We start from the raw sequence: 15,822 nt of genomic DNA, 5'->3' as shown, positions 1-15,822 counted from the left end.
TTATTGGATCGTTAGTGCCCAAGTCTAAGACATTCTGAGTAATATCGCTGGGCAGCAGCCAATGCCTTTAATATTGAGTTATGACTTCTTTGCCCCCACCTTCTTTTGAGTCTAAGGTTTGTCCTTTAGATCAGCTTGCTGCTCGTATTGCGAAGCTTCCGAGGCCACTGGTCTTTACCAATGGCGTGTTTGACATTCTGCATCGTGGGCATGCCAGCTATTTAGCGCAAGCGCGCGCTTTAGGGGCTTGCTTAGTGGTTGGCGTTAATTCAGATGCATCGGTCAAGATGCTGGGTAAGGGTGAGGACAGGCCTATTAACTCTGAGGCAGATCGTCAGGCTTTGTTGGCCGCACTTGAAAGCGTGGACATGGCTGTGCTCTTTACCGAGCAAACACCAGTGAGCTTAATTGAGAAAATTCGCCCAGATATTTATGTCAAGGGCGGTGATTATGCAATCGACACTCTTGCGGAAACCCATCTAGTCAAAACTTGGGGCGGTAAAGCGATTGCGATTCCATTTCTGTATGAGCGTTCAACTACTAGCTTATTAGGCAAGATCCGCGCTTAAAGATTTTGCAGTAGCCAGGCCCATATGCCGCGCAACACCAAGCCTTCAGTTGCCTCTATTGATAATGAAGATTGCGTTTTAGATTTACTCATCTCGGCTACCAAAATCTTGGCATTACCACCATCAATCCAAACTCTTTCAACGGGATGATTCATTTCTTTTGCTAACTGAATTGCGTATTGAATGGCGCCAATTTGCGCAGCATCACAACCACTGATGATAGCGTTGTTGGTAGATAGACCAAAACCATTGCTACTTTGATCACGAGCTGCGAGCGGCAATTGCGCGGTATTACCCTCTAAGCTTTTTTGCATTAGCTCAAGCCCAGGCAATATCCATCCGCCATAGTGAACGCCATTAGCGCCAAGCAGATCAAGCGTAGTGGCGGTACCAGCATTAATGATGAGTATGTTGGTATTGGAGAGGGCGCGAGCGCCAATGACAGAGGCCCAGCGGTCCGCGCCGAGCTTACTTGGATCTTCATAGAGGGTACGTGCACCGGCGTACTGACTATCGCCGGTGAGTTGTTTCCAAGAAACGTCATTCCATTGCGGAAATAGTGATTGAAGATTTTCCATGGCATCTTGACCGGCAACACAAGTAAAACCAATGGCATCGGGTTTAGGCAAGGTTTTTGCAATGTAATCAGCCAACTCTGATCTGTGCTCAGGTGAGGCTAGCGATTTGCTACTGATTGATCCAGAGTAAGCCCATAATTTTTTTTGTCGATCTGATGGCTGTTGTGTTGATTCGACAGCGGCCCATTTAAGACGCGTATTACCAACATCAAATAGTAAGTAAAGGCTCATGATTGAATTCTTAAGGAAACGTCGCCCGCATGAATGGCAATTGTTTTATTGTCTTGTTGCAATAGTAAAGCGCCTGCATTATCTATGCCCTGAGCAATGCCGCAGATAGGCTCTTTACCTGCGCCAGATATACATACTATCTGGCCTAGATAAGCATCCCATTTTTTCCATTGCGCCTGGTGCTGTTCAAAACCATGTTGATTAAATTCGCTTAAATGATGTTCTAGAGATGCAATGAGCTTCAACCAGAGATATTCCATATCAGGTAGCCTTGATTGAGGTGAAAGCAGCTGATCAAGGGCGCCAATCTTTAATTCAGGCTGGTTTCCTAAGCTTGTTTCAATTGCGTTCGCATTCCTCAAGTTCATGCCTATACCAATAATCATCCAGGTTGGATCCGTAGATTTTGCTTGGCCACCCTCTATCAAGATGCCGCCAAGTTTTGCATTATTCAGCAGTAAATCATTTGGCCACTTCAGTCGAAGACCTGCTTGATGAAGCGTTACTTCACTCAAATCACATGCTTGTGCAATTCCAGCAATAACCGCCAATCCAACTAAAAGACTAAGCCCGCTCAGTTCGCCTGGCTTTCTCGTAAATGGATAAGCCAAGGAAAAGCAGATAGAGTCTTCAGGGTGCGCTAGCCAAGTACGTCCAGCCCTGCCTTTGCCAGCTGTTTGTTTATGAGCAATGCGGGCTACTGGGTCAATCAGTTCGCCGGCGCGCCAGCGCTCCAAAAGGTCATTATTTGTAGATTGGGTTTCGGCAACACGTTCAAGGATGCAATTAGCAGTCATTTCGCCATTGTAGAAAGGTCTGACCTAGAATTGTGGGATGGATCAAAAAGATCAGCGCCCCCATAAGTTTGCATGGCCTTTGCAGGCTATGCCTTTGGCTAGGGCAATGAGCCTTAGTTATGCGCTATTGATCGTTTATGTCAGTCTTAACCCTTTTGATTTTGATTTCGGTAATGGTATTGACGCGTCGGCTTGGGTAGGCGCACCGCTGCCCCGGTTTATTACTTTATTTGATGTTTCCGTGAATATCTTGGCGTATATCCCTTTTGGATTTTTGCTGGTTTTTGCTGCCTATCCTCGTTGGCGTAACTTTGTGGCCTTGAGTATTGCCTTGGTTCTAAGTGCGCTACTGGCATTGAGCGTGGAAACTTTGCAATCGTGGTTGCCAACCCGCATCCCTAGTTTGATGGATTGGTGGGCAAATATGTTTGGCGGTTTATTAGGCGGCTTATTAGCCATACCCCTAGGTCCACAATGGTTATCAGGTAGCGTAATTCGACGTCGCTTTGATCAATGGTTTGGTCTCAATTGGGCCGCATGCGCACTCTTCTTATTATTTCCTTGGTCACAAATTTATCCCCAAAGTTCATGGCTAGGAACCGGCGTGTGGGGCCATGCAATTTTTGGTTCAATCGACTGGGGGACCTTGGTTATCAATCAAGTGGTGCAAGAAACTTTGATTACTGCCCTTTGTTGGCTTGGGGTTGCTTTATTGCTCTCTTCAGGTTTACGCACTAAGGCCCCGCAGTGGCGAATTCTCAATGGGTTGCTTTGCATAACTGTGGTCATGAAAACCTTTTTTACTGCTCTCCAGTTTGGTGGAGAATTCAGCTTGATATGGCTTACAGCCGGTGCATTATGGGGAATGGTGTTGGCAAGTTTCTTGCTAAGAGGCGCCCTGCGACTCAATCAAAGAGGAAGACTTATCTTGGCATTATTTTGTTTAGTGAGCGCTACTATCGCTATTCATGTGCTGCCCGATAATCCTTATTTCATCCTGAATCTGCGGCATTGGCATCAAGGGCGTCTATTACACTTTAATGAGTTAATGCAGTGGGTATCGGTGGTATGGTTACCAATAGCCTTAATTTGGATGATTTATAACGCCGCTGAACTAAAACCCAAACATTGACGAATATAATTTTTCTATGAGCTTTACACACCACCTGTTTTTTTGCTTAAACCAACGTAGCAATGGCGAAGATTGTTGTGATCGTCATAATGCATTTGCATTATTTGAGTACGCCAAAAATAGAGTCAAAGAATTGGGGCTTGCAGGCCCCGGTAAGATTCGTGTAAACAAAGCGGGTTGCTTGGATCGCTGTGCTGATGGCCCTGTGATGGTGGTCTATCCAGAGGGTATTTGGTATACCCTTGTGGACCAGGAAGATGTTGAAGAAATTATCCAATCGCATTTAGTGGCTGGGCGCCCAGTTGAGCGCTTGCAGTTGTCATAGTTATTAGAAAGTTTTTTCATGAATAGCCGTACAAAAGTAATTCATATTGAAGGCATTGTTGGCGCAATAGAAATGTCTATCGATCTGCCAGATGAATTAAAAAGCGACCCTTTCTTTCCAATCCGTGGTTTAGCATTAGTTGCCCATCCTCATCCATTGATGGGTGGCACCATGGATAACAAAGTGGCGGCGACAATGGCGCGTGCTTTTAATCAATTGGGTTATGTGAGCGTACGTCCCAATTTTCGTGGGGTGGGTGGCACTGCTGGCGTGCATGATGATGGCGTTGGCGAGTTAGAAGATCTCTTGCAGGTCACTGATTGGATGCGCACCCCATCAAGCTGGTCACAATTTGAAGCGACTGCTAATCAGGCATGGGTTCCAAGCTTAAATAATTTGCCGCTAGTAGTTTCAGGATTTTCGTTTGGTAGCTTTGTTGTTAGCCACTTGGTGCAAAGGCTTATTGATGTAGACCGGCCTGCAGAGCGTTTGGTGATGGTGGGTAGCGCTGCAGGTAAGTGGACTTTAGCCCCAGTGCCCGCAGATACGATTCTGATTCATGGTGAGTTAGATGAAACCATTCCATTGATCGATGTTTTAGATTGGGCGCGACCGCAAGAGCTCACCGTGCAAGTAGTACCTGGCGCTGATCACTTCTTCCATCGCAGATTGCACTGCATACGCAACATCATCACTGGTGCTTGGTTGGGCATGCCAGATCATCGCAAATAATAAGAAAAGATAGAGAAAAATATGGCCGAAGAAAAGTCACTCATTGAATATCCTTCTGAATTTCCAATTAAGGTAATGGGCAAAGCCAATCCAGAGTATTTACCAGCAATCATTCATATTGCAAAACAATTTGACCCAACATTTGATGAGACTAAAGTTGAGCAACGACCCTCTAAGGATGGTAATTACTTAGGCATTACCTTGCCCATTACTGCTACAAGTCGTGAGCAGCTAGATGAGTTATATAGAACTTTGTCTACACATCCATTAGTTAGCATTGTTCTGTAATTGATTTAATGTCTGCTTTAGTAAAACACCTTGGTTTAGCTGATTACGCATCAACATATGAGGCGATGAAAGCGTTTACTAAAGAGCGCAATAGCTCAACACCTGATGAAATTTGGGTTCTGGAGCACCCCCCGGTATTTACTTTGGGGCTTGCTGGTGATGCGAAGAATTTGCATTCACCTAGCAATCAGATTCCGCTTGTGCAGGTTGATCGTGGCGGTGAGGTTACGTATCACGGTCCTGGTCAGATCGTTGTTTACCTCTTGCTTGATCTCAAACGCCTAGGCATCTTCGTAAAAGAATTGGTTTCTCGTATTGAGCAAGCGGTAATTGATACCTTGGCAGATTTTGGGGTTGCCTCAGAACGGCATCCAGGCGCTCCTGGTATTTACGTTTCAGAGCAGTCCAGGGTGCCAGCAGAGTGGATTGGGGCTAAGGTGGCCGCCTTGGGCCTCAAGGTCTCTAAAAGCTGCTCATATCATGGTCTAGCCCTTAATGTGGCCACTGATCTCGAGGCTTTTAGCCGTATCCACCCCTGTGGCTATGAGGGCTTAAAGACAGTGAATATGCAAACCCTTGGGATCAAGGACAATATAGACACTATTAGCCAAAGGCTTTTGGAGCATTTACAAAAGCAACTGATGTCACATGACTACAAATAAGACCGATACCAAGACGACTATTGAGTCTCGCCAAGACCTCAATTACGACGCTACCCGTAAGCAAAAGTCGAGCGAGAAAACTGCGCGCATTCCAATCAAGATCATTCCTTTGACAGAGGTCTTAAAAAAACCGGATTGGATTCGGGTAAAAGCGGCGTCTGGCAATTCTCGATTTAACGAGATTAAAAAGATTCTTCGCGAGAATGAGTTGGTTACTGTTTGCGAAGAAGCAAGCTGCCCCAATATTGGTGAGTGCTTCGGTAAAGGTACTGCCACCTTCATGATCATGGGTGATAAGTGCACTCGTCGTTGTCCATTTTGTGACGTGGGTCACGGTAGGCCAGATCCATTGGATCAAAAAGAACCCGCTAACTTAGCGCGGACGATTGCGGCACTGAAACTGAATTACGTAGTGATCACTAGTGTGGATCGTGATGATTTGCGCGACGGCGGTGCAATGCATTATGTCGATTGTATTTCTCAATCACGCGACCTCTCGCCTAACACTCGCATTGAAGTGCTTGTTCCAGACTTCCGTGGTCGCCTTGATAAAGCACTCGATATTTTTGCTGAGCATGCGCCTAATGGTTTGCCAGATGTGATGAACCATAATTTAGAAACTGTTCCACGCCTGTATAAGGAAGCGAGACCAGGTGCAGATTATTTACACTCCCTAAAGTTATTGAAAGATTTCAAAGAACGCTTTCCCCATATTCCGACAAAGAGTGGTTTGATGGTGGGTCTTGGTGAAACCGATGAAGAAATTCTAGAAGTCATGCGCGATATGCGTGAGCACAATATCGATATGCTCACGATTGGTCAGTATCTTGCACCATCAGGTCATCACCTCCCAGTGCGCCGCTACGTTCATCCTGATGTTTTCAAGATGTTTGAAGAAGAGGCCTATGCCATGGGTTTCTCCCATGCAGCGGTAGGTGCAATGGTGCGTTCTAGCTACCATGCTGACCAGCAAGCTCACGGAGCAGGAGTTGTTTAGAGCTTGTAAGGCTAGTGTATTGCTAACAGTAATTATTTTGCTGGCGGCCTGTAGCCCAAAGTTAGATTGGCGCACAGTTCAATCACCCCAAGAGAGATATACCGCTCTATTTCCGGGAAAGCCAGATAAATTAGAGCGCCGCATTCCTTATCAAGAGCAAGAGCTTAATCAAACTCTTGAGGCAGTAAAAATCGATAACGATATTTACTCTATTAGTGCAATACAAGTACCAGTCAATCAGGCTGCTGCAACTGAAAAAATAATCACGCAGCTTAAAAATAATTTGCTTGAGAGAGCTAAGGCATCTGGTGGAGCAGTAGCTGAAGAGCGTGCAAGTTATCGAGCAAACAATCGGCAGAAGCTGCCAACGACTGATTACTTCATCACTTTTAAGTTAAATGGTAAAGAGCAACAACAGATGAGAGTGCGCTGGATAACGCGGCAAGCAAGCAATGGAGATTCTTGGATTTATCAGGTGTCGGTATTACATGCAAGCGCAAGCGCTGACGATGTAAAAGTACTTCTAGCTAAAGAAGAATTTACAAACTTCTTTAGTGAGTTTTATCCCGAGTGAACTTAAGAGATAAGAGAAAAACTTAAGAATTTTTTTCTAAAGCTGCAACTTTAGCTTCGAGTGCCTCTAATTTTTCTCTAGTCTTAGCTAGCACTTTAGTTTGTAACTCAAACTCTTCGCGAGTCACCAAATCCATTTTCTGAAAACCTTGATTCATCATTGCGCGCACATTTTTTTCAATCTCTTGCGCTGGAGAATTCCGAATAGCATCACCCACTTTGCTTTGCATGTCGCTAGCAATGCGTTGAATTTGTTCGAGGATTTCGCCGGGTTTTTGCATGATGTGGTTTCGCAGTTCTATGAAAAGTTGCTTAAAAGATACACATTCATATTTTATGTTGTGTGGCTAAAAACGGGCAAATCCGCTAGAAATGGCTCTAAAAGGTGAAAATTCACACCTATAGTGCAATCTTAAGCACCAAATAAGTGCAAATGCCTCAATAGGGGGATTTGTGACAAATCGATGAACGCTCCAACCATCAATATCGCTACATGCAATAAGCATTCAACCCATTTTTTATTACAACCAGTAAGGAGCATTACATGAAAACTTTGTACAAGACAGCAATCTCTGCGGCAGCAGTAGCGTTGTTATCAGGTGTAGCAACGACAGCAGCTTTTGCTGAAGAGGCTGCAGCCCCAGAAGTGAGCCCAATTACAGCAAACGTAACTGTTGCAAGTAACTACATCTATCGTGGTTTGACACAAACCAATAACAAACCAGCAATTCAAGGCGGCTTTGACTACGCGCATGAGAGCGGTTTCTATGTGGGCAACTGGAACTCATCTATTTCCTGGATTAGTGACAGCTACGGTGCAAATGGTTACGGCAACAAGCAAACTACACCAGGTGCTTCAGTGACTGGTCCAATTGAGATGGACTTCTACGCTGGTTTCAAAAAGGAACTGATTGCTGAAGGTTTTGCTACTGACGTTGGTGTTTTGCAGTACTACTACCCAACCTCCGGCCTGCCTAACTATACATTTGCTGGCAATGCGACCACTTTAAGTAATGCTGGTGCAGTCTCGTCCCGTCAGTTTTTGGGCTACAACCCAAGCACAACTGAAATCTATGCTGCGCAGAATTTTACTGCTGGCCCTGTAACAGGCTTCTTGAAGGTTTCATATGCAGCTACCAATTTATTTGGAATCTATAACAGTGCTGGTTCAATGTACCCAGACTTGACTGCAAACTACGACACTGGTTTTTACGGCATCACTTTGAATGCCCATGCTGGTTACCAATACGTTCCCAATAACATTACTCAAGCTGCTGCGACTGCAACTACGTCTAGCCCAGCTGGCACCTATAACCTCAGCTACGCTGATTGGAAGTTGGGCTTGACTAAAGACTTTGGCGGTGGTTTGTCCGGTTCTGCTTATTACACTGGCACTACTGCACAAAAGGTTAGCAACGTTTATGTATACGCTACGCCGCTTAACGGTAACCAAGGTCGTGGTAACGCAGTTGTATCTTTGACAAAAACTTTCTAATTTCCACCTCTGAACGGAGAAACACATGAAATTAATTACCGCAATCATCAAGCCCTTCAAGCTTGACGAAGTGCGCGAAGCTCTCTCGGAAGTGGGAGTTTCGGGCATCACCGTCACTGAAGTTAAAGGCTTCGGTCGTCAAAAAGGTCACACCGAGTTGTATCGTGGTGCTGAGTACGTAGTTGACTTTTTGCCGAAGGTAAAAATTGAAGCTGCTGTTGAAGATGGCATCTTGGAGCGTGCGATTGAAGCAATTGAAAAATCTGCACGTACAGGCAAGATTGGTGATGGCAAGATTTTTGTCTCTCCAGTTGAGCACGTCATTCGTATTCGTACCGGTGAAACCGGCGCGTCAGCACTTTAAAGAGAGGTTCAAAATGTTAACTTGGATGAAAAAACTCCTAGCTGGCGGCGTGATGGCTTTGGCTATTGGTGCTACTGGTGTGATTGTTACTTCGCCAGCGCATGCTGATGAAGTTAAAAAACCAGCAGTTACTGCTCCTGCCGCAACTCCTGCTGCTGCAGAACCTGCGCCTGTTCTTTGCTCTGAAAAGTGCAATAAAGCCGACACCGCATGGATGATGGTCTGTACAGCATTAGTGCTGTTAATGACGCTTCCTGGTTTGGCTTTGTTCTACGGTGGTTTAACACGTAGCAAAAACATTCTGTCGATCTGCATGCAATGTTTCATGGTGTTCTCTTTGATTACAGTGCTGTGGGCTATTTATGGCTATAGCTTTGCATTCACAGAAGGTGGGCCATTTGTTGGCGGACTTGATCGTTTGTTCTTGGGCGGTATGACTCCGGACTCAGTAGCAGCAACCTTTAGTAAAGGTGTTGTGATTCCTGAGTTTGTGTTCATGGCTTTCCAGGCAGTGTTCGCAACCATTACTTGCTGCTTGATCATTGGTTCCTTTGCTGAGCGCGCTAAGTTCTCTGCAATTTTGATATTCATGATCATTTGGTTCACATTTAGCTACTTGCCAATCGCTCACATGGTTTGGTTCTGGCCTGGTCCTGATGACATCAAAGATGCTGCATCACTTGAGGCTATTACTGCTCGTGCTGGTTGGTTGTGGCAAAAAGGTGTTCTCGACTTTGCTGGCGGTACCGTTGTTCATATCAATGCTGCTGTTGCCGGCTTGGTAGGTTCATACGTTATCGGTAAGCGTGTTGGTTACGGTAAAGAAGCAATGAAGCCACACAACTTAGTCTATGTAATGACCGGTGCCGCTCTCTTGTGGTTTGGTTGGTTTGGCTTCAATGCCGGTTCTGCACTCGAAGCAAACGGTAGCGCAGCATTGGCTTTCGTGAATACATATTTGGCTACTGCTGCTGCTGTTTTGGGCTGGTCTGTTGCTGAGTGGGTTCTCAAAGGTAAGCCATCCATGTTGGGTGCTGCTTCTGGTTGCGTAGCTGGTTTAGTTGCTATTACTCCTGCTGCTGGTTTTGCTGGCCCAATGGGTTCAATCGCAATCGGCCTATTTGCTGGTGTAGTTTGCCTCTGGGGTGTTACCGGTCTCAAGAAAATCTTGGGCTCTGATGACAGCTTAGATGTATTCGGTGTACACGGCGTAGGCGGTATCTCTGGTGCGTTGTTGACCGGTGTATTTGCTGATCCAGCATTAGGCGGCTCTGGCATCTGGGATTACGTAGCAAATGCTGTTGCTCCTGACTACTCTATTGCTAGCCAATTGTGGATCCAGGCTCAAGGTGTGATTACCACTTTGATCTGGTCTGGCGTGGTTTCTTACATAGCATTCAAATTGATCGATATCGTGATCGGTTTGCGTGTGAAGGAAGAAGAAGAGCGCGAAGGCTTGGATATCAGCTCACATGGTGAGTCTGCCTACGAGTCTTAATCTGTAGATTTACCCCTCACTGGGCGGCTTTCATTCGCTGCCTGGTTTTAAGCGCGGGATCCTAGGATCCCGCGTCTTTCTTTTAATAATCTTACAATGGTGGAATGGTTCCACATCTCATCACAGCTCTAAGCGGTCCTTTGCTCGAATTAGAGTCAAAGGTTCTAGAAGCGACCCCAACTATTGAGCGTTGGTTCAGATTGGAATGGCAAGAACATACCCCGCCGTTCTACTGCTCAGTTGATTTACGTAATTCAGGATTTAAGCTGGCCCCGGTAGATACCAATCTCTTCCCAGGTGGGTTTAATAATCTCTCGCCTCAAATGTTGCCCTTGGCAGTTCAAGCGGCGATGGCTGCAATTGAAAAGATCTGCCCGGAAGCTAAAAATTTATTATTAATTCCGGAGCGCCATACTCGCAATACTTTCTATTTGCAAAACATTGCGCGTTTGTCCTCTATCTTGCGTCAAGCTGGCTTGAATGTCCGCTTGGGTACTTTTTCGGAAGAGATTAAAAAGCCAACCTGGATTGAGTTGCCAGATGGTAATCGTCTATTAATGGAGCCCCTATCTCGTTTAGGCCTCAAGAAGCAACGCCTAGGCCTAAAAGATTTTGATCCTTGCTCTATTTTGTTGAACAACGATTTGTCTGCTGGGATTCCGCCGATTTTGGAAAACTTGCATGAGCAGTATTTGCTGCCTGGATTGCATGCAGGTTGGCACGTACGTCGCAAGTCGAATCACTTTGCCGCTTATGAAGAGGTTGCTAAGAAGTTTGCTAAGGTCGTTGATATCGATTCCTGGATGATTAATCCTTATTTTGCAAGTTGCTCGAATGTGAATTTTCATGAGCGCAAGGGCGAGGAAGAATTACAAGCTGCAGTAGAGCAAGTCCTGAAAAAGACGGCCAAGAAATATCGTGAATACGGCATTAAAGAAAAGCCTTATGTCGTAGTCAAAGCGGATGCTGGTACTTATGGCATGGGTGTCATGGTGGTTAATGATCCCTCACAATTAAAAGGCTTGAACCGTAAAGACCGCAATAAGATGAGCGTGGTTAAAGAGGGCCTGGAGGTAAGCGATGTTCTCATCCAAGAGGGTGTCTATACCTTTGAGAAAGTCAACGAGGCAGTCGCAGAGCCGGTGGTATATATGATTGATCGCTACGTCATTGGCGGCTTCTATCGGGTTCATACTGATCGTGGTCCAGATGAAAACTTAAATGCGCCTGGTATGCATTTTGTGCCCCTGGCGTTTGAGCAAAACTCGATGCCAGACATGAGTGCTAAGCCTGGTAGCGCAGCTCCAAACCGGTTCTATTTATATGGGGTGGTTGCGCGCCTAGCCTTGCTAGCGGCTTCATTGGAGCTTGAGCGCACAGATCCAGATGCCGAAGCGGCCTAATTGATCTAGAAGACTATGGACTTTTTATTCATCGCTGATCCCCTTGAATCTTTTAAGTTTAAAAAAGATTCTACTTTGGCGATGATGCGTGCCGCTCAGGAGTTGGGCCATCGTTTATGGTTTTGTCAGAGCCGCAATATTTTGTGGAAAGATGATCTTGTTGTTGCAGACTGCCAAGCGTTAGTTGTTAAACCAAGCTCTACTTCTTGGTTTGAGCTTGGGGCGATGGAGTCGCGCTCGCTTAAGTCGTTTTCCGCAGTGCTGATGCGTACCGATCCACCATTTGATATTGAGTATCTCAATACGACATGGTTGTTATCAGCTGCAGTCCGTCAGGGTGCGAAAGTATTTAATAACCCTGCAGCTGTACGTGATCACTCAGAAAAGTTATCTATTACTGAATTCCCGGAGCTCATTCCACCGACATTGGTCACTCGTGAACTCAGTGCAGTCGAAGCGTTTCATCAGACGCATCGCGATATCGTGATTAAACCCTTGGATGGTATGGGCGGTATGGGAGTGTTCCGCGTGGGTTCTGATGGTTTAAATCTAGCCAGCATTGTAGAAACGCTTGGTGAGAACGGAGCTAGAACCTTGATGGTGCAGCGCTTTTTGCCAGAGATAGCCCAGGGTGACAAGCGGGTATTGTTAATCGGCGGCGAGGTTGTGCCCTTTAGTTTGGCGCGTATTCCGCAGGGTAGCGAGATTCGCGGTAATTTAGCAGCCGGAGGTAAAGGCGTTGCTATGCCTCTCACAGATGCTGAAAAGAAGATTGCAGAAAGACTGGCGCCTATTCTGAATCAGCGTGGTTTATTCTTGGTTGGACTAGACTTAATCGGTGGTTACCTTACAGAAATCAACGTTACTAGCCCTACTTGCTTTGTTGAAATTACAGAGCAAAGTGGGTTTGATGTTCCACAGTTTTTCTTAAAAGCGCTTGAGAAGGCATTGTCATAACATGGTTGGAATTGTCATTGTTGCCCACACGCCAGTTGCGAGTGCAATGCTCGGATTTGCTGAGCACACCTATGGCGTAGTGCCTGAGCGCGTAAGGGCAGTTGATATACCTCCTCATGAAGATACCAAAGCCAGCTTTGATCGAGTAATGAAGGCGGCTTACGGAGTGAATACAGGGAGTGGCGTACTCATTCTGACTGATGTGATGGGGGCAACCCCAGCGAACGTAGCATCAAGGCTGGAAGCGCTTGGTCCCTTATCAGGATTAAATGCCCCTGTGATTGTGCTTGCGGGTTTAAATCTGCCAATGCTGATGCGCTGCATTACTCATCGTGGCGAAGGTTTAGAGGAATTGGCACAAAAGGCGCTTGCTGGAGGTCAGCATGGGATCTTGCGTCTAGGTGCCAAGGTTGAAGAACAATAATTAAGGAGCCCCACACGTAATGCCAGTCGCAGAAATCGAAATCATTAATAAATTAGGCTTACATGCTCGCGCTTCTGCCAAGCTCTCTCAATTGGCTGCGCAGTTTCCGTGTGAAATACTGTTGTCACGCAATGGGCGTCAAATCAATGCTAAGAGCATTATGGGTGTCATGATGTTAGCGGCTGGTATTGGCAGCACAGTAACACTCGAAACAGTTGGCGATCGGGCCGATGAGGCAATGCAAGCTCTGACAGAATTAATCAATAACCGCTTTGGTGAAGGCGAGTAAAAAATGACTTTTGCCTTGCACGGAATTCCGGTATCAAAAGGGATTGCAATTGGCAAGGCCGTACTGATTTCTCATGCAGCATTAGAGGTTAGTCACTATTTAGTTGAGCCAGGCAAAGAAGAGTCTGAGGCGCGAAAGTTACTAGATGCTTTTGATCAGGTTCGCCAAGAGCTCAACCAACTGCGCGATGGTCTCCCAAAAGATGCACCACAAGAAATGGCTGCGTTCTTAGATGTGCATGGCATGATTCTTGCTGATCCGGCCTTAGCCGAGAAGCCGATCATGTTAATTCGCTCTCAGCGCATGAATGCTGCCTGGGCTCTCACAACTGAACTAAATGATTTGTTGGAGCAGTTTTCTGAAATTGAAGACCCTTATTTAAAAGAGCGTGCCAACGATATTCGTCAAGTAGCTGAGCGAGTAATTAAAGCCTTAAATGCGCAGAAAAAAGATGCGCTCGATAGCGCTGACATGATGTCCCCGAGTGATTTAGGTGTTGATTCGATTATCGTGGCTCACGATATTGCGCCTCACGATATGTTGCGCTTTAAGGAGTTCGCCTTTACTGGTTTTGTAACGGACCTCGGCGGCAAGACCTCTCATACCGCCATTGTTGCTCGTAGCATGGAGATTCCTGCGGTAGTAGGCGTGCGCCATGCTAGCGAAATGATTCGCCATGGCGATTGGTTGGTCTTAGATGGTGAGCAAGGGGTTGTAGTCGTAGCTCCAGATGAAAAGTTGCTTGAGGAATACCGCAAGTTACAAACTCAGGGCATCAAAGAAGCTCGTAAGTTACAGCAGCTCAAGCATGCTAAGACTGAAACAGCGGATCGCGTTCAGATTGAGTTATTTGCCAACATTGAGTTACCCGAGGACGCCATTCAAGCTGTGAAATTAGGCGCCGTCGGTGTTGGTTTATTCCGCTCCGAGTTTTTGTTCATGGATCGCCAGCAAGCGCTGCCCGACGAGGAACAGCAATTTTTAGAGTACCGCCGTGTGGTGGATTTGATGCATGGCCTGCCTGTCAACATTAGAACAATTGACGTTGGTGCCGATAAAGCATTGGGTGCTGGTGGTAGTGATGTATCTCAAACGGGTACATCCCCATTGGGCTTGCGGGCAATTCGTTGGTCTTTAACTGAGCCAGAAATCTTTTTAACCCAGTTGCGAGCGATCTTGCGGGCTTCTGCATACGGTCAAGCTCGCATCATGATTCCGATGTTGGCTCACGCCAAAGAGATTGATGAAACTTTCCGCTTAATTGAAAAAGCGAAGCAACAACTTCATCAACGTGGTCAGGCGTTTAATGCCAATATTCAGGTGGGCGCCATGATTGAAATCCCGGCCGCCGCTTTGGTCCTACCTCTATTTATCAATCGTTTCGATTTTTTATCTATTGGCACAAATGATTTAATTCAGTACACCTTGGCAATCGACCGTGCTGATCATGCTGTGGCCCATCTGTATGACCCGCTGCATCCAGCAATTTTAAATTTACTGGCCAATGTGATTGAGCAAGCGAAACGCGCCGATGTGCCCATTGCGGTATGTGGCGAGATGGCTGGAGACCCTTCCTTGACGAGATTGTTACTCGCCCTGGGATTGACGGATTTCTCGATGCACTTCAGTCAGCTGCTATTGGTTAAGCGTGAAATCTTAAAAGCAAACGTGGGTTTATTAAAGGCCCGTGTTCCAAGGGTCTTGAAGGCCTATGAGCCGGAAGACCAGGCTAAAGCTTTAGAGCGCCTAATGGCTTAATGCGCTTTGCCGCAAACCGAGCATTCGGGATTGCGGGAGATTTTAAATTCATCTACTTGGGTAGTGCGCGCATTCCACAGCAACATACGCCCTATCAAGACTTCTCCAAAACCCACTAGCACTTGAATGGCTTGAGCCGCTTGCATTGCACCAACAATACCTACCAGCGGTGAAAAAATTCCCATCGAAGAGCAACTTACTTCTTCAAAGTTTTCATCGGGTGAAAAGACGCAGGCATAACAGGGGGATGTGGAATTGCGCGGGTCAAATACGCTGATCTGTCCATCAAAGCGAAGTGCCGATCCAGAAACCAATGGAGTTTGATGGTTTACACAGCCAGCATTAATGAGGTGGCGCGTTGCAAAATTGTCGGTGCAATCTAAAACGACATCAACGCTTGGCAATAATTCATCCAGGAGCGACGACGTTGCTTTAGCCTCAATCGTTTCAATATGAATACCCGAGTTTAATTTTTGCAAGAACGCTTTTCCTGAATTGACCTTACTCTTGCCTACACTTTGTTCGGTGTGCATGATTTGGCGTTGTAGATTAGTCAGCTCGACTTGATCATGATCCAGCAGGGTGATATGGCCAATACCGGCAGCAGCTAGGTATGGCGCTGCCGCACTTCCAAGGCCGCCAGCACCAATGACTAGAGCATGAGATTCTAAAAGCTTTTCTTGGCCTGCAACATCGATTTCTTCAAGCAGTAAATGCCTTGAGTATCGAAGTAACTGCTCATCATTCATC

At 46.1% G+C, this 15,822-nt stretch carries 20 protein-coding genes; 16 read left to right on the top strand and 4 right to left on the bottom strand.

What is annotated here, in order from left to right; all coding sequences use genetic code 11:
* The first annotated feature begins 80 nt into the window (after positions 1-80).
* The gene (rfaE2, locus tag AOC07_RS08780; RefSeq protein WP_215357555.1) at positions 81-569 is read left to right on the top strand and encodes a D-glycero-beta-D-manno-heptose 1-phosphate adenylyltransferase; all 489 of its coding nucleotides are present in this window, start codon (positions 81-83) and stop codon (positions 567-569) included.
* On the opposite strand, the gene AOC07_RS08775 is transcribed toward rfaE2, so the two are convergent.
* Entirely contained in the window at positions 566-1,378 is an 813-nt protein-coding gene (locus tag AOC07_RS08775) for a type III pantothenate kinase (protein ID WP_215357554.1), read from the bottom strand. The genes rfaE2 and AOC07_RS08775 overlap by 4 nt on opposite strands.
* Complete coding sequence (locus AOC07_RS08770) at positions 1,375-2,175, bottom strand: biotin--[acetyl-CoA-carboxylase] ligase (protein ID WP_215357553.1); 801 nt, start codon at positions 2,173-2,175, stop codon at positions 1,375-1,377. Before AOC07_RS08770 ends, AOC07_RS08775 begins: the two co-directional genes overlap by 4 nt.
* A 37-nt stretch (positions 2,176-2,212) precedes the next feature.
* On the opposite strand from AOC07_RS08770, the gene AOC07_RS08765 reads away from it, so the two are divergent.
* The 7 genes from AOC07_RS08765 to AOC07_RS08735 are packed head-to-tail and all read left to right on the top strand — an operon-like array spanning position 2,213 to position 6,885.
* Positions 2,213-3,307, top strand: coding sequence for a VanZ family protein (locus tag AOC07_RS08765; RefSeq protein WP_215357552.1), 1,095 nt, complete (start codon positions 2,213-2,215; stop codon positions 3,305-3,307).
* Between the two features lie 16 nt (positions 3,308-3,323).
* A complete protein-coding gene (locus tag AOC07_RS08760; protein WP_215357551.1) occupies positions 3,324-3,632 on the top strand; it encodes a ferredoxin in 309 nt (102 codons plus the stop codon).
* Positions 3,633-3,650: 18 nt separating this feature from the next.
* Complete coding sequence (locus AOC07_RS08755) at positions 3,651-4,364, top strand: alpha/beta hydrolase (RefSeq protein ID WP_215357550.1); 714 nt, start codon at positions 3,651-3,653, stop codon at positions 4,362-4,364.
* Positions 4,365-4,385: 21 nt separating this feature from the next.
* Positions 4,386-4,652 (top strand): DUF493 family protein, encoded by a 267-nt coding sequence (locus AOC07_RS08750; RefSeq protein WP_215293292.1) that lies wholly within the window; start codon positions 4,386-4,388, stop codon positions 4,650-4,652.
* Positions 4,653-4,660: 8 nt separating this feature from the next.
* A complete protein-coding gene (gene lipB / locus AOC07_RS08745) occupies positions 4,661-5,314 on the top strand; it encodes a lipoyl(octanoyl) transferase LipB (protein WP_215357549.1) in 654 nt (217 codons plus the stop codon).
* Positions 5,301-6,311, top strand: a complete 1,011-nt coding sequence (gene lipA, locus AOC07_RS08740) for a lipoyl synthase (RefSeq protein ID WP_215293290.1) — start codon at positions 5,301-5,303, stop codon at positions 6,309-6,311. The genes lipB and lipA overlap by 14 nt, the downstream gene beginning before the upstream one ends.
* Positions 6,274-6,885: a hypothetical protein gene (locus tag AOC07_RS08735; RefSeq protein ID WP_251369638.1), complete on the top strand. Its 612-nt coding sequence runs from the start codon at positions 6,274-6,276 to the stop codon at positions 6,883-6,885. Before lipA ends, AOC07_RS08735 begins: the two co-directional genes overlap by 38 nt.
* A gap of 22 nt (positions 6,886-6,907) precedes the next feature.
* Here AOC07_RS08735 and AOC07_RS08730 read toward each other — a convergent pair whose 3' ends face one another.
* Entirely contained in the window at positions 6,908-7,165 is a 258-nt protein-coding gene (locus tag AOC07_RS08730) for an accessory factor UbiK family protein (RefSeq protein WP_215293289.1), read from the bottom strand.
* Between the two features lie 263 nt (positions 7,166-7,428).
* Here AOC07_RS08730 and AOC07_RS08725 point away from each other — a divergent pair, with 263 nt between their 5' ends.
* The 8 genes from AOC07_RS08725 to ptsP all read left to right on the top strand — a co-directional run bounded on the left by AOC07_RS08725 (position 7,429) and on the right by ptsP (position 15,072).
* Entirely contained in the window at positions 7,429-8,379 is a 951-nt protein-coding gene (locus AOC07_RS08725; protein ID WP_215357548.1) for a TorF family putative porin, read from the top strand.
* 25 nt (positions 8,380-8,404) lie between these two features.
* Complete coding sequence (locus tag AOC07_RS08720) at positions 8,405-8,743, top strand: P-II family nitrogen regulator (protein WP_011903792.1); 339 nt, start codon at positions 8,405-8,407, stop codon at positions 8,741-8,743.
* A 13-nt stretch (positions 8,744-8,756) separates the two neighbouring features.
* Positions 8,757-10,241, top strand: coding sequence for an ammonium transporter (locus tag AOC07_RS08715; RefSeq protein ID WP_215293287.1), 1,485 nt, complete (start codon positions 8,757-8,759; stop codon positions 10,239-10,241).
* 104 nt (positions 10,242-10,345) lie between these two features.
* Positions 10,346-11,644 (top strand): glutamate--cysteine ligase, encoded by a 1,299-nt coding sequence (gene gshA / locus AOC07_RS08710; RefSeq protein WP_215293286.1) that lies wholly within the window; start codon positions 10,346-10,348, stop codon positions 11,642-11,644.
* Positions 11,645-11,659: 15 nt separating this feature from the next.
* On the top strand, positions 11,660-12,601 hold the full coding sequence (gene gshB, locus AOC07_RS08705) for a glutathione synthase (RefSeq protein WP_215357547.1): 942 nt from the start codon (positions 11,660-11,662) through the stop codon (positions 12,599-12,601).
* Between the two features lies 1 nt (position 12,602).
* Positions 12,603-13,025 carry a PTS sugar transporter subunit IIA gene (locus AOC07_RS08700; RefSeq protein ID WP_215293282.1) on the top strand — a complete coding sequence of 141 codons (423 nt, stop codon included), beginning with the start codon at positions 12,603-12,605 and terminating at the stop codon, positions 13,023-13,025.
* A 19-nt stretch (positions 13,026-13,044) separates the two neighbouring features.
* Positions 13,045-13,314: an HPr family phosphocarrier protein gene (locus AOC07_RS08695; protein ID WP_215293281.1), complete on the top strand. Its 270-nt coding sequence runs from the start codon at positions 13,045-13,047 to the stop codon at positions 13,312-13,314.
* Between the two features lie 3 nt (positions 13,315-13,317).
* Positions 13,318-15,072 (top strand): phosphoenolpyruvate--protein phosphotransferase, encoded by a 1,755-nt coding sequence (gene ptsP / locus AOC07_RS08690; protein ID WP_215357545.1) that lies wholly within the window; start codon positions 13,318-13,320, stop codon positions 15,070-15,072.
* Here ptsP and AOC07_RS08685 read toward each other — a convergent pair.
* Positions 15,069-15,821, bottom strand: coding sequence for a HesA/MoeB/ThiF family protein (locus AOC07_RS08685; RefSeq protein ID WP_215357543.1), 753 nt, complete (start codon positions 15,819-15,821; stop codon positions 15,069-15,071). The genes ptsP and AOC07_RS08685 overlap by 4 nt on opposite strands.
* Position 15,822 lies beyond the last annotated feature (1 nt).

Origin of the sequence: Polynucleobacter sp. UB-Raua-W9 (assembly GCF_018687435.1) — a bacterium.
GTDB lineage: Bacteria > Pseudomonadota > Gammaproteobacteria > Burkholderiales > Burkholderiaceae > Polynucleobacter.
Note: the sequence above shows the minus strand (reverse complement) of the source record. Positions and strands in the feature narration are given on the sequence as shown.